Below are 13,642 nucleotides of genomic sequence, written 5' to 3' on the forward strand. Positions count from 1 at the left end.
TCTAGGCCCAGGCGCTGCTCCATGCTAGATTCCGACCGGTCTATGACTGGGAGGGATGCCATGAGGAAAGTAGCGCTTATTTGTATTGTTTCCGCTCTGCTTGTCGGATGCGGTGATAATGAGCAGCTGGCAATTAGCCAAGCCAAGAAATCAATAGCAAGGATGCTGAAGGACCCGGATTCAGCAAAATTTGAAGATGTCGCATTAAAAAGATCGGAAGAGTCAGTAGACAATCAGCCGATAGGTTATGTTTGCGGATACGTAAACGGAAAGAATGCATTTGGAGCTTATGCCGGATCAGTTAGATTCGTGGCAAAAACAATTCTGTCTAAATCTGGCGCGATTGTAGTAGATGCACAGATGGATACTGGAGAAGATAAATTCGTTCCCGGTAGGCTGGAAACTCCTTTCGAAATGACATTTTGGAATCCCAGGTGCGTGATCGGGTATGATCCGGAAAAGTATAAAATAGAGCCAGCAAATACAGAGGCCAGTAATGTTAAATGGTCTGTCATGCTGGCATCTCTTTCTTCAAGGGATAGAGCGGAAAAAATCAAGGGGAATGTCGAATCTATTGATATCCCGTCATATATCAAGGAGCGGGATGGGGTTAATTTAGTTTACGCCGGGCCTTTCGACAGCAGGAGCATTGCTGATTCGAAGGCAGAAGAAATTGACAAAAAAATTAAACTGCACGGATTCGTTATCAGATTCTATTGATTGTGTTTTTAACACAACCCGCCTAGGCGGGTTTTTTATTGTCCGGAGATTGATATGGCAACAGATTCCCTTGGCACCCTGACGGTCGATCTGATCGCCAATACCGGTGGCTTTGAGCGCGGTATGAATCAGGCAGAGCGGACCATCAAGGGGCAGCAGAAGGCCCTGGAGAATCTCCGGAAAGAATTCGACCCGACGCTTGCTGCCTATGATCGTCTGGAAAAGAGACAAGAACAACTGAATCGCATTTTCAAAAGCGGTTCCGGGGTTATTGATAAGACGGAATATGAGAACCTCAGCAAAGCTATTAATGAAGCGCGAAATTCCTTGGATGCTGGTGGCTCTTCGCTAAATAAGTATGGCCAAACTGCCAAACAAGCAGCTTGGGCCATGCGCGGCCTTCCGGCCCAGTTCACAGATATCGCCGTATCGCTTCAGGCCGGACAAAATCCGCTGACGGTATTTCTGCAACAAGGCGGCCAAATCAAGGATCAGTTTGGCGGTGTTGGCTCTGCCTTGAAAGGTACTGCCGGGTATATTGCTGGGTTGGTTGGGCCTGCGACTTTGGCTGGAGCGACTGTCGCTGCACTTGCGCTTACCTATTACGATGCAGAGAAGACGCAGAGCGAGTTCGATCAAGCTCTCCTCGCTGGAAACAAGACCATCGGCGCTACCACTGGGCAACTAATTGCGCTCTCCAGTCAGATTGGCGCTACGGTCGGAGACTTTAGTGATGCTGAAGATGCGGTGAAAGCCCTGGCCACTGCCGGTGACCTCAGCTATAGCCAAGTCGCTAATCTCGGCGAAGCTGCTGCTGCCGTGGCTCAGTACACAGGCAAGAGCGCTGCCGACATCGCCACTGCCTTTGCCGGGCTTGGTAAAAACGCCACTGAAGCGGCACAGAAGGCAAGTGAGCAATATCACCTTGTCACCGCCGAGCAATACGATCTTATCAAGGCCCTTGATGATCAAGGCGACCACCAGAAGGCTCTGGATGTTCTCGGGGAAAGCCTGAACAAGAACGCAATGGCGCGCTTGAAGGATTACAAGGAATCCCTTACTGGCGTACAGCAGATTTGGAACAGCATCGCTGAGGCTGCGGCCAGTGCCTACAACTTCGGTCGCTCAAAGTTCATGCCACAGACTAACTCCGAGCTTCTGACTCAGACCAAGAGCCAATTGGATTTCCTGCAGAAGTTTCCGGGACAAGAGGTTTCCGTCCCTGGTGAGCGTCGCACCGTCACCGGCCAGGAAGGTATCCAATACCTTCAGCAGCGCCTCAAGCTGCTGGATACACAGGTCAAATCCGAAGGGGACTTGGCGCAAGCCCAGGCCGACGTTAACCAGGCGCAGCAGGACTATATCCGCCTGTCCGGCACCATTGATGCTGCGCTCTCCAATGGATCGCCAGAGAAGCGCAAGGCGAAGGCCTTGAATGATCTGAAAGACGAATACCTTGGGTTGATGAAGGCCTCCGCGATTACCGGTCAATCAAGCCCGCTGCTGGCCGGCGTCGAGTACAACGGCCAGGAGTTTTCTGGTGGTTCCTATGCCGAGCGGGTTAAGCAAATCAACGATCAGTTCGACAAGAAGTCCACCGCCAAGCCCAAGGCTTACCAAGAAGACGCCGGCACCAAGATGCTGGACAACCTCCGCCAGCAATACGCCTCCATGCAGTTACAACTGGATACCGGCGAAAAGCTGGGCGCCCAGGCTCAGGCGCTGGCTAAGTGGGAAGAAGAGCTCGCACAGATCAAGTCGAAGAAGACGCTCACCGCAGACCAGCAGCAGCTACTGGCCAGCTCCGACCTGATCACGGCTCAGCTGAAGCGAAATGCTGGCCTGGAGCAGGAGCTGAAACTGCGCCAGGAAAACCTGAAGGTTCTGGCCTATCAGGATAGCCTGAACAGCAAGCTCCAGTCCCAGCAGCAGGCCTATGACCTGGATCTTGCTGGACTTGGGGCGGGCTCCAAAGAGCGCCAGCGCATTCAGGAGCAATTGAGGCTTGAGCAGAGTCGCCAGAACGATATGGCCCAACTTGCGAAATTGGCCACCCTGGGCGAGGGCAATGGCGGAATTAGCCAGTCGCAGTACAAGAAGCAATTGGATGCTCTCGATGACTTTTACGCCAAGTCCAAAGAGAAGCAGAAGAAGCATTATGAAGATTTGGACGCCGCCCAGCAGGATTGGGGGAAAGGCGTACAGGAATCCCTGCAGAACTACGTCGACAACGCCAGCAACTACTACCAGCAGGCGGCGGATGCCGCGAACACCATTCTGAATGGCTCCGTTAAGGGGCTTAGCGATGGCATCTACGATGTTCTGACTGGCGCCGAGAGCTTGAATGATGCGCTCGGCAATATCGCTGCGACTATTGGGCAGTCGATCGTCCAGGCGCTGGCCCAGATGGCGGCGCAATGGCTTGTAGCTCAGGCTGCGCAGGCATTTATCGGGCAGGCTGGATCCACTACCGCAGTGACTCAGGCTACGACAACCGGGGCCGCCATTGCAGAAGCTTATGCTCCGGCTGCCACCATGGCTTCGCTGGCCAGCTTCGGCGTGAACTCTGTTGCTGCGATTGCGGGGATTATGGCTGCTGGCGCAGCCACTACGTCGCTTCTTGGCGGTGGTTTCCGCGAAGGTGGATATACCGGCAATGGTGGCGTGAACGATGTTGCAGGTGTGGTCCATGGCAAGGAGTTTGTTTTCGACGCCGCAGCGACCTCCAGGATTGGTATTGACAACCTAGAGGCCTTGCGCGCCGGCAAGCTGGACACATCTATTGGCAAGGCGAGTGCCGCGATGATCGCCGCGAACAATGACAATCGCAGTACCGTCATCAACTTCTACCAGCAAGGTGGCGGAAGCTCGCGCGAACAGCAGGCCAGCACTGCCAAAGCGGCGCGCCAGATCGCTCGTGCAGTCGATGCGGCCGGGAGGTATAGCTGATGGGCGAGTTCATCGAGGAGCGCCTGGACACCTGCTTCCGAATCGGCGCCGAGGCAGAGGACAGCTTCTTCACCAGCGTCACCACCACGGCCGGCGGCTCGCGGTTTGTCTCGTTGAAGAATGGCAAGCCATACCGCACCTTCGACATCGAGTACGTAAAGTACAACAAGGAGCTGGCTCAGGAAGTGGCCAGCCTGTACTACCGGACCTGGGGTGGATTCGCGGGTTTCCGGGTGAAGGCCTGGGCGGATTACACCACGGCGCTCGATGGGCAATCCGCCTATACCTCGCTGGACTGCGTGCTGGATGTGGTGAGTGATGGCGTCTACCAACTGGTGAAGGAATACGGCCGGGACAAGCCCGGCCTGGCCAGCATCGGCCGGCCGCGCCGCACGATCTTCAAGCCGGTGTCCGGGAAGGCCGTCATCGCCGTTGCCGGCCTGGCCTACCCCAATGGAACCACCATCGATTACACGACCGGCCGGGTGACGCTGGCGGCGAACAAGACGGGCACCATCACTGGCATCACGAAGGGCGCTACCACGGTCATCACGGTAGCCAACAGCTTCGCCGTCGGTGAGTCGGTAGTGATCTCCGGCGTGGCTGGCATGACGCAGATAAACGGGCGCCGCGGCATCATCACCGCACGCTCCGGAACATCCATCACCGTTGCGATCAACTCCACCAGCTTCAGCGATTACACCAGCGGCGGCACGGTCCAGACACGCCCGCTCAATACCGGAACCGACATCGTGACGGGGGGCTGTGAGTTCGACATTCCCGTTGCCTTCGACTCCAACTTCAACGTCCAGGCACTGAGCGCAGATGTTGGGCAAGCTTCGGGTCTTACCCTTGTTGAGTTGCTGAACCCATAAGTTACGAAGCTTTGAATCTGGCATAGCCGGAGTGGCGCTAGGTCAGAACGGTGGGTGGTCGGATAATTGGCCTATTACACGGCTAGGGAAACGCCAATTCGATTGGCTCCCTATTCGGACTACTAAAAAGCAAAAGCCCCGAGCGCTCGCAACGTCCGGGGCTTTTTATTTCCACCCCTTGGAAGGACAAGGAGCAGAACGTAGATGAAGGATAAGAGGTTCACCCTCAAATTCCTAGGAGCTTTCATGGAATCCGTGAACATCAAACCGGCCGAGTTCCGCAAGAACCTGTGGCATGCCGCGCTCGCCATTGGCGCCCTGGTTCTGATCGCGAGGTTGCCAGAGCTAATCACCGCAATTGGGGCGATTTCCAGATGACGCCGCGCGCAGCCAATATCGCCGGCATCCTGATTTCCCTCGGCATTACCGCTTTCCTCATCCTCTCCGGCGTTGCCCTCGTTCTCGCTGCTCGCTGACCCTCCCAGAGATCATCCATGAAACCACACGTCGCAGACTGGAAGACGAGGGTTTACTGCGCCCGCATCGTGGCCGAGAACGGCACTCTTGTTCGCCTGGCTGCCTATCCGACTGACCTGGTGATGAGCAACGGAACGGTCTATTCGACCGAGTCGGGCTACGAGTTCAGCGGGCTGGATGCGACCGACAGCATGTCGCCGTCGAGCGTGGACCTGACCGGCATCCTGAACCAGGGAATCACCCGGGAGCAGCTGGCCACTGGTGTCTTCGACAACGCTCGCTGCTACATCTTCGCCACCTCCTGGAAGGCGCCCATCGAGGACGAAGAGCCGCTTGGCGTCATGATCCTCGGCAAGACCACGCTCACCGATGACGCCTACAAGGCCGAGATGATGAGCATCGTGGATGCCCTGAATCAGTCGGTCGGTGCGGTGTTCACCGCTCAATGCCCCTACACCCTGTTCGACCAGACGCTGGATGGCCGGATCATCGCATCTACCCGTAGCCGCTGTACCGGCCCTCGCTCCAACCCGGACGGCCCGGATATCAACGATTACAAGGTCAGCGGCAGCGTCACCGGGGTGACCAGCCAGTACGCCTTCACCGACGCATCCAGGGCAGAGGCAGATGACTGGTTCACCGCCGGACAGGTGATGTTCACCACTGGGCTCAACGCTGGATTGAAGCCCCAGCAGATCAAGTCGTCGACCTTGGCTGGCGTCATCACCACGCACGAGCCGTTCCCCTATGCCATCGCGCCCGGGGATGCCTACGTGATGATTCCCGGCTGCCGCAAGCGCCGCACCGAAGATTGCGTGGGCAAGTACGGCAACGGCCCGAACTTCGGTGGCCAGCCCGATATGCCGACCGCCTCCCAATCTGGAGCAGTGGGGAGGGGCGCATGACTCGCGACGAAATCGTTTCCGCCGCCCTGGAAGCCGAGGGGACGCCGTTTCGGCACCAGGGCCGTATCGTTGGCCTGGGGCTCGACTGCGCAGGCCTCTACGTCGTCGTCTGCCAATCGTTGGGCATTCCCCATCGTGATGCCCAGGGCTATCCGCGCACGCCCTTCGACGGGGAGCTTGAGCGCCAGATGGATGCCCAGCCATCCCTGCAGCGTATCGCCGTTTCCGACGCACAGGCTGGCGACGTCCTTCTGATGCGCATGACCAAGCAGCCCCAACACATCGCGATCCATGCCGGCGAGTACCGCGGCCATCCCTACGTCATCCATGCCAGCGAGCAGCACGGCAAGGTCTGCGTCCACCGCCTGGATTCGCGCTGGTTCGGACGTGTTGTACGTGCCTACAGATTTTCCGAGGTGACTGATGTCTGATCCCCTAACGATAGGCATCGGCGTCGGGGTAGTTGGTGCACTCCTTGTTGGTCTTTCTCAACAGCAGAAGACCACTATCGAGGTTGGGAAGCTCTCCAATCGAACCTTCCAAGGCAGCGAGTATGGCGGCGACATTCCTCGCGTCTACGGCACCGTCGGCCTATCCGGTAGCCAGATTGTCTGGATGGAGAAAAACCAGCTCAAGGAAGTCGTCAAGAAAAAGAAATCGGGCGGGAAGGGCGGGGCGTCGACGGTCACCAAGACCTATTCGTACTTCGCCACCTTCGCGCTCATGCTCTGCCAAGGCGAGATTGCTGGTATCCGCCGAATCTGGTGCGCCGACAAGCTCATCTACAACGCCGGCAGTGATGACCTGGAAACCATCATTGCCTCGAACCAGGCAGCGAAGGGCTGGAGGCTCTACCGCGGCACCGATGACCAATTGCCAGATCCGCGCTATGAGGCTGACGTAGGCGTGGGGAATGCGCCGGCGTTCAGGGGCTATTCCTACATCGTGTTCGATGATTTTGCCCTGGCGGACTACGGAAATACTCTGCAGGCGGCGCAGTTCAAGGTAGAGGTGATTGCCGAGGTTGACGGCCAGGGGCTCCGTGAATACCTGGAGACCGCCCAGGGGCGAATTGCGCTGAACGATACGGCTACAGTTGTAAGCGCAGGGGGCGGAGTGGTGACCTTCGCTGCAAACCCTAGTGATCCGCGTCCAGACCTCGGCGATGTGGGAGGGTACTTCGAGTTCAAATATCGGCTGGCAGATGGTCAATTCGTCTCGGCGCAGTCGGTTGCGGGGAAATACGTCAATCCTGCCCTGTCCTCGTTCAACTACCCCATTGGACACGATGGAAAATGGGCGTGGTCGTACCACTACAACAATGCCTATACCTACGTTTCAGTATACGGCGCGCATACCAACGGGCTCCAGACCGCCCTGCTGACGCCATATGCAGGGGAGAGCTATATCGGCTTTGGTGCCTATGTGGTGGACGATCTGCTCTACGTCTTCCGCCGCCGAGCAGACCTGTCAAGCTATTACGAGATCTACTCGGATGGCGTCTTGACCTCGACGCACGAGGTTCAGCTTTCTCCCGGGGTTCCTTACACCCGCTGGATCGGCAACTACATCTACCACCCGGATAAGGGGGCGACGCCGATTGTCGAGGCCGGTGGAGAGGTCATGTGGTTGATCGACTCCGGTGATGGCGCAACTATTGGCCCGAGCGTGCGGACGTTTCTGCGCGATTCTTCGGGCAACTTCGTACAGGATGAAGTCCTCTCGCATAGTTTCTCCACCAATCAGATATGGGGAGCAGCTTCGGATGGTGTGCTGACTCTGGTGTTTGGCAGTTCGATCATCTCCTTCATCCGGTCAGTGAAATTCGACTACGGATACCAAAATCTTGGTGACGTCATTGCCAGCGAGGTCGCGCTTTCCGAGTTGATTCAGCCGAGCGACATCAATGTTTCGCTGCTCACCCAGGACGTACGGGGCTATAGGGTTCCGGGGGGCACCATAAGGTCTGTGATCGAACCGCTGCAAGGTGCATATCCGTTCGATGTCGTCCCCTCCGGCTACAAGATCAAGTTCGTCCCGCGTGGGCAGTCTTCGGTGATGACGATCCCATGGGAAGACCTGGCGGCGAACGATAGTGCGGACATCGGTGACTCCCTTCCATATAGCCGAGAAATGGACTCTCAACTGCCGCAGAAGGTGACTATCACTGCTTTGAGTTCCACCCGCGAATACGCATCGGCAACGCAGTCCTACGAGCGCCTGAACACCTCGGCGGTCAATGCCGAGGAGCGTGACATTCCGCTGGTTCTGAGCGATGACGAGATCGCGCAGATGTCCGAGAAACTACTGTTCTTGCGTTGGCTGGAGCGAGATGACTTTGACGGCCCGGTATTGCCGCCAACCTATCTGGCGCTTGAAACGGCTGATGTGGTTGCCGTGCAGGCCAAGTTCGGCACCTTCGAGCTGCGTCTGACCGAGATCAACTACGAATCGGATGGCCGTCTCACCTGCAAATCCAAGCTGAGCAACGCCGCCATCTATTCGAGCAACGCGGCTGGAGCACCTGGCCCGGGTCCAAGTGGCAATGTTCCCCTGCGCGGCCAATCGCTGGCGCTTGAACTCGACATTCCCGTTGTCGACGAGACCGTACAGAACACCCCTGGATTCGTGGGGGTGATGAGTGGCTACACCGATGGCTGGCCAGGTGGTGTAATGGTCCGGTCGGTCGACAACGGGCAGACTTGGACAGAACTGCAGGGTTTCACCGGGAAAGCGACGATCGGGTTCGCTCGGGGGACGTTGCCTGTCAGTGCGTGCACGCTCATTGATCAGCGCGCACTGGTGGTCGACATGCTTTCGGGCGAGCTTGAGTCGATCACGCGTGACCAGATGCTGCTGGGTGCGAACTATGCAGCCTATGGGGCCTACGGCCGGTGGGAGATCATTCGGTTTCAGGATGCTGTGCTGCAGGCCGATGGTAGCTATCGACTGTCCGGGTTTGTTCGGGGGGATCGCGGAACCGAGTGGACGACAGGGCTTCACCAATCTGGCGACTATCTGGTTCTCCTTGCGGATCCCGACAACATCTTCATTGATATGGCCATTGGCTCGATCGGTGTTCCCTCGCTCTATCGTGGAGTAACCCAAGGGGCCAGCATTGATAGTGCAGACGACACTGCGTTCACCTACCAGGGTGTCAACCTTGAGTGCTTGAGTCCGGTATATGCAAAGGGTGCACGCGACACCTCAAGCAACTTCTCGGGATCTTTCACCCGCCGCAGCCGGCTGAGCAGCACCTGGTGGACCAATGGCGTCGTTGCTCCGATTGGTGAGACTTCCGAGGCCTATGAGATCGATGTGATGTCTGGAGCCACGGTGAAGCGGACGATCTCCGTGACATCGCCGGCTTGGACCTATAGCGCCGCAGACCAGGCGACCGACTTCGGTTCGGCTCAGTCCTCGATCACATTCCGCATCTACCAGCTCAGCGGCACTGTCGGCCGCGGCTACGTCCTGGAGGCGACACTTTGACCGTCAAATTCGGCATGCCTGATCTAGCGAACGGACAGGCGAACTATCTGAACGCCAACGAGGCGTTCGCCATGATCGATCAACTCATCGGTTGTGCGGCGCTGGACAAGGACTTGTCAGCGCCCCCTGGGAGTCCGGCAAATGGGGCTCTATACATCGTTGGCGCCAGTCCCACTGGAGCATGGGCTGGGAAGGCGAACAACCTGGCCTACTGGATCACGGCATTCGGGGTTTGGACGTTCGTCGCTCCTCGCGAGGGGCTGTCCGTACGCGTCCTCGATGAGCATGTGACCTATGAGTGGAACGGTACGGCTTGGGCTGTTTCCTCAAGCGGGGGATCGTCGGGGAACATGCCACAGAACTCACAATCGGCGAACTACACCCTGGTCCTCGGAGATGTGGGTAAGCACATTCTGCACCCCAGCGCTGATACGACTGCCCGGACGTTCACCATCCCGGCGAACAGTTCCGTGGCGTTCAACATCGGTGACATGGTGACGTTCTTGAATCAGAACGGTGCGGGCCTGATCACGATTGCGATCACTACCGATACGATGCGCCTGGCCGGATCTGGCGCAACGGGAAGTCGGACTCTGGCGCCGAATGGGATCGCCACAGCAGTCAAGGTGACTGCAACCGAATGGCTGATCAGCGGGGTAGGCCTGACATGAGCATGCAATCGCTTTTGATGTCGTATGCTCAGGGCTGGAACCCATCGCTGCTGACCGCTGTTCCTCGCCTATGGCTGGACGATTCCAGCCCCATGACGCTGGCATCGGGTGCTGTCAGCGTGTGGGGCGATCGCTCCGGGAATGCCTGGGATGTCTCCCAGACTACCGCCGCAAACCGTCCCACGCCGGTCAGTGGTGGGCTGAATGGGCGCCGTACCGTGCTGTTCGACGGCGTGAACGATGTCCTGCAGACAACGGCCACTGCTGCGTTCGGTCTGTTCCAGAACCGCACTTACGGGTACATGTTTTCGGTCGTGAAGAAGACGGCGGCGGATGGTTCTGCGATAAATCGGATCATTGCGAGCGTCAGTCGCGGCGGTTCTACGCCTGGCATTCGAGCAGCACAGTACATAGGAATTGATGTCGGTGGAGCAAACGTCCACGCAGGTGGAGGCAGGCGCCTGGATACGGATTCTTTCGGATATGCCGCAGATGGCGCTGCCTCGGCCGGTACGTGGTATATGCGCCTTGATTATTTCAGGTGGGCGGATCGGCAAGTCGACTCCTATTTGGATGGCCAGTTAATCGCTTCTGGAACGAGCCTATGGACAGGTGCCGGTGCGACGAGCAATACAATCAGTACTGGCCCTATTGGTATAGGCGGTGCGTTCTCTAGTAGTGGATTTTCTGCTGCTGCGTGGGCTGATGTGGAAATTGCATGCTCGCTCATGGGGAATTCGCAACTTTCGACTGATGATGTTGATCGTTTGTTTGGATGGGCAGCCTGGAGGTATGGTCTTCAATCAAGCCTGCCAAGTGGACATCCTTATAAAAACTCCCCGCCGTAATCAAGCTGTATTTTCTATTGATTCTTTCGTCGCTGCATGCCGAGCCCTCCTGAAGTACGCCTCTATTGAATGATATGAAATTGCTGAGAGCAGTATCGATAATAGGGCGGTGGTTAAGAATATATTGTCTATCTCTTGCTGTTTTCTTAGGTAGTAAGATATTGGGTAGTGGTATAGGTAGATTCCATATGAAAGCTTCCCTAGGTATGGGAGCGGATGAATGGATAGAATTGATGCTGTATCTGATTTTCTGTTTTGCTGGATTGATATTATTAATACTGCAGCGGCTATTTCTATGTATGTTAAGTCTGAATAAAGTGCTTGGAAATCAAGTCTTCTTAGTCCAAGTATGGCGTAGATCAGATATGCAGTAGAAAACATCGCAGCAAGCCTGGTTGCTCGCTCGCTAAAAGAAATAGCCATTGATACGCATGCGGCGGCTGACCCAATCAGCAGGCCGCTGAGTCTCGTATCGAATCGCTGATAAACATTCATGAATGAATTGTCTGAGTAGTAGAGTTCGTATTTTCTCCAGAGAGTGGCCAGTATTGCCAGTAGTATTATGTTGACCGCAGTGCGCAGCAACCCTCTTCCACTTGCGATTGTCAATAGCAATAAAGGCCAGATCAGATAGTAATGTTCTTCTACCGCCAGGGACCAGGTGTGCCTCAGTATGTCAGGGATATCGAAATAGGCGCGAGCATAATCGCTCAGATACGTTATTGAGACTGCCGAGTCTCGTAAATGGTTGATGAATGGAATGTCCCATAAAAAAGGAGCAGCAATTAGGTAGATGCAAAGCATCATTGCGAGTGGAGGCGTAAGCCTTAAGAATCTGCGCTTATAGAATTCTAAATATGAGAACTCGCCTAGTCTTGATTTCTCAATTATGAGCGTTGTTATTAGGAATCCGCTAAGGACAAAAAACAGATCAACCCCAATATATCAGCCGTCCATTCTCGGCGTTAAGCAATGGAATGCTAATACGATTAAAGCGGAGATGGCGCGCAATCCATCAAATGCTGGGTTGTATCGCATGTATCCTCCTTGACACATTGATAATAGCCAAAAGCCATTTCCAATCAAAGGCCGGTATCCGGCACGGAGAGACGAATGCCCCTCACCGAGCAGCAACTGCTGCGCATCTACCCCAACGCCAGCCAGAGAGCTGGCGTTTTTGTTCCTGCGCTAAACCGAGCCATGCAGCGCTACCGGATCGACTCGCCGGTGCGGCAGGCGGCATTCCTGGCCCAGATCGGCCATGAGTCAGGCCAGCTGCGCTACGTGCGCGAGATATGGGGACCTACCGCGGCGCAGAAGGGCTACGAGGGCCGCAAGGACCTGGGCAATACCCAGCCCGGCGACGGGGCCAGATTTAAGGGCCGCGGCCTGATCCAGATCACCGGCCGCGAGAACTACCGGAAGGCTGGTGGCGCCCTTGGCCTGCCGCTGCTCGACCAGCCTGAGCTACTGGAACAAGCAGAGTGGGCAGCCACGTCCGCAGCCTGGTGGTGGTCGAGTAATGGCCTGAACGAGCTGGCCGACGCCGGCAAGTTCGAGCAGATCACCCGGGTGATCAACGGTGGCCTGAACGGTCAGGCTGATCGCCTGGCGCTCTGGGAGAAGGCGAAGGCGGTGCTGGTATGACCTGGCTGCTCAGCTACTGGCGCCAACTCCTGATGGTGCTGATCATCGCCGCCGTGGGCATTGGATGCTGGCACCACGGCGTGACGACGACGGATGCAGCTTGGCAGGCTCGATGGGACCAGCACCTGGCCGCCGACACCGCGGCTACCGCCAAGGCCCAGGCCGAACAGCGCACTATCGAGCAATCCCGCCAACAGTCCATCAACAAACTCGCCGAGGACGGCCAACGTGCAATCGACAAAGCTCAAATGGATGCTGCCGCTGCTCGTGCTTCTGCTGGCAGCCTGCGGGACGCCGCCGATCAACTCGCAGCCAGACTGGCAGCAAGTGAAGCCCGCGGCGATACCTGCACTGCCGGAGCAAGCAAGGCAGCTGCCGCTGCCGCCCGAGTGCTCGCCGACGTGCTCAAGCGCGCTGACGAAAGAGCGGGGCGCCTGGCAGACATTGCTGACCAGTCCAGAGCCCGGGGGCTAGCCTGCGAGGCGGCTTACGATGGCCTGCGGTAGAATGCCGGCCTTCAATTATCGGAGATCGGCATGCTCATCATTCGTCAGGGCACTTTCTCGCGGCTTCAGCTGGAGCGCATGGTCGGCAACGCGGGAAATTTCGGGATTTGGGAATACCACGTGTCGGCGAACTCCGACATGTTCCCCGGCCACGCGGCTGGTCGCCATGCCGCTATCTCCCCGGCGGAACCGAAAGAGGGGCAGGAGGTTGAAGCATTCGTCATGCTCCGGTCTAACTCGCCACAAGAAGAATGGCGGTCGGCTGGGAAGGGCGTCGCGGAGTATCGCTAGATCGGTGTGATTGGGCGCCCAGAACGGGCAGAGAGGGCCGGAATTTTGGTTCCAGAACTGGAGATGCACCCCTATCAACCATGCGGGTTACAGAGGTGTGATTTTGAAATGATAATGGGACGCCAAATGCGTTGCACATTGCGTCATTGCTGAGTCTTTCTATCGGATTGCAAATCCGTGAACGCCGGTTCGATTCCGACCTCAGCCTCCAACATGAAAGCCCCGTAGATCAAGGTCTACGGGGCTTTTTATTTGCGCTCC

General features: G+C 56.9%; 13 protein-coding genes and 1 tRNA gene. 13 read left to right on the top strand and 1 reads right to left on the bottom strand.

All coding sequences use genetic code 11. The features are described 5' to 3' along the window. Positions 1 to 21: 21 nt before the first annotated feature. From DK254_RS00405 to DK254_RS33655, 9 genes are all read left to right on the top strand, one after another. Positions 22 to 720 carry an SPOR domain-containing protein gene (locus tag DK254_RS00405; RefSeq protein ID WP_109931513.1) on the top strand — a complete coding sequence of 233 codons (699 nt, stop codon included), beginning with the start codon at positions 22 to 24 and terminating at the stop codon, positions 718 to 720. Positions 721 to 774: 54 nt separating this feature from the next. Beyond that, on the top strand, positions 775 to 3,669 hold the full coding sequence (locus DK254_RS00410) for a phage tail length tape measure family protein (RefSeq protein WP_109931515.1): 2,895 nt from the start codon (positions 775 to 777) through the stop codon (positions 3,667 to 3,669). Continuing rightward, a complete protein-coding gene (locus DK254_RS00415; protein WP_109931516.1) occupies positions 3,669 to 4,544 on the top strand; it encodes a DUF2460 domain-containing protein in 876 nt (291 codons plus the stop codon). The genes DK254_RS00410 and DK254_RS00415 overlap by 1 nt, the downstream gene beginning before the upstream one ends. Positions 4,545 to 4,790: 246 nt before the next feature. After that, positions 4,791 to 4,922, top strand: coding sequence for a hypothetical protein (locus tag DK254_RS34655; protein ID WP_256595767.1), 132 nt, complete (start codon positions 4,791 to 4,793; stop codon positions 4,920 to 4,922). Positions 4,923 to 5,038: 116 nt separating this feature from the next. Then, positions 5,039 to 5,926 carry a DUF2163 domain-containing protein gene (locus DK254_RS00420; protein ID WP_109931518.1) on the top strand — a complete coding sequence of 296 codons (888 nt, stop codon included), beginning with the start codon at positions 5,039 to 5,041 and terminating at the stop codon, positions 5,924 to 5,926. After that, a complete protein-coding gene (locus DK254_RS00425) occupies positions 5,923 to 6,357 on the top strand; it encodes a C40 family peptidase (protein WP_109931520.1) in 435 nt (144 codons plus the stop codon). The genes DK254_RS00420 and DK254_RS00425 overlap by 4 nt, the downstream gene beginning before the upstream one ends. After that, positions 6,350 to 9,418: a phage tail protein gene (locus DK254_RS00430; protein ID WP_109931522.1), complete on the top strand. Its 3,069-nt coding sequence runs from the start codon at positions 6,350 to 6,352 to the stop codon at positions 9,416 to 9,418. Before DK254_RS00425 ends, DK254_RS00430 begins: the two co-directional genes overlap by 8 nt. Further along, on the top strand, positions 9,415 to 10,089 hold the full coding sequence (locus tag DK254_RS00435; RefSeq protein WP_218281379.1) for a DUF2793 domain-containing protein: 675 nt from the start codon (positions 9,415 to 9,417) through the stop codon (positions 10,087 to 10,089). Before DK254_RS00430 ends, DK254_RS00435 begins: the two co-directional genes overlap by 4 nt. Further along, positions 10,086 to 10,937: a hypothetical protein gene (locus tag DK254_RS33655; protein ID WP_146219536.1), complete on the top strand. Its 852-nt coding sequence runs from the start codon at positions 10,086 to 10,088 to the stop codon at positions 10,935 to 10,937. The genes DK254_RS00435 and DK254_RS33655 overlap by 4 nt, the downstream gene beginning before the upstream one ends. Here DK254_RS33655 and DK254_RS00440 read toward each other — a convergent pair whose 3' ends face one another. Further along, entirely contained in the window at positions 10,938 to 11,879 is a 942-nt protein-coding gene (locus DK254_RS00440; protein ID WP_109931524.1) for an acyltransferase, read from the bottom strand. Positions 11,880 to 12,050: 171 nt separating this feature from the next. Between DK254_RS00440 and DK254_RS00445 the strand changes: the two genes are divergently transcribed. The 4 genes from DK254_RS00445 to DK254_RS34050 all read left to right on the top strand — a co-directional run bounded on the left by DK254_RS00445 (position 12,051) and on the right by DK254_RS34050 (position 13,592). Continuing rightward, complete coding sequence (locus DK254_RS00445; RefSeq protein ID WP_109931526.1) at positions 12,051 to 12,584, top strand: glycoside hydrolase family 19 protein; 534 nt, start codon at positions 12,051 to 12,053, stop codon at positions 12,582 to 12,584. Beyond that, positions 12,581 to 13,090, top strand: a complete 510-nt coding sequence (locus DK254_RS00450; RefSeq protein WP_109931528.1) for a DUF2514 family protein — start codon at positions 12,581 to 12,583, stop codon at positions 13,088 to 13,090. The genes DK254_RS00445 and DK254_RS00450 overlap by 4 nt, the downstream gene beginning before the upstream one ends. Before the next feature lie 30 nt (positions 13,091 to 13,120). Then, on the top strand, positions 13,121 to 13,381 hold the full coding sequence (locus DK254_RS00455) for a hypothetical protein (RefSeq protein ID WP_109931530.1): 261 nt from the start codon (positions 13,121 to 13,123) through the stop codon (positions 13,379 to 13,381). Positions 13,382 to 13,529: 148 nt separating this feature from the next. Continuing rightward, positions 13,530 to 13,592, top strand: a tRNA-Ser gene (locus DK254_RS34050). Positions 13,593 to 13,642: the final 50 nt, after the last annotated feature.

It is taken from the genome of Pseudomonas sp. RW407 (genome assembly GCF_003176655.1).
In the GTDB taxonomy this organism is placed as follows: Bacteria; Pseudomonadota; Gammaproteobacteria; order Pseudomonadales; family Pseudomonadaceae; genus Pseudomonas; species Pseudomonas delhiensis.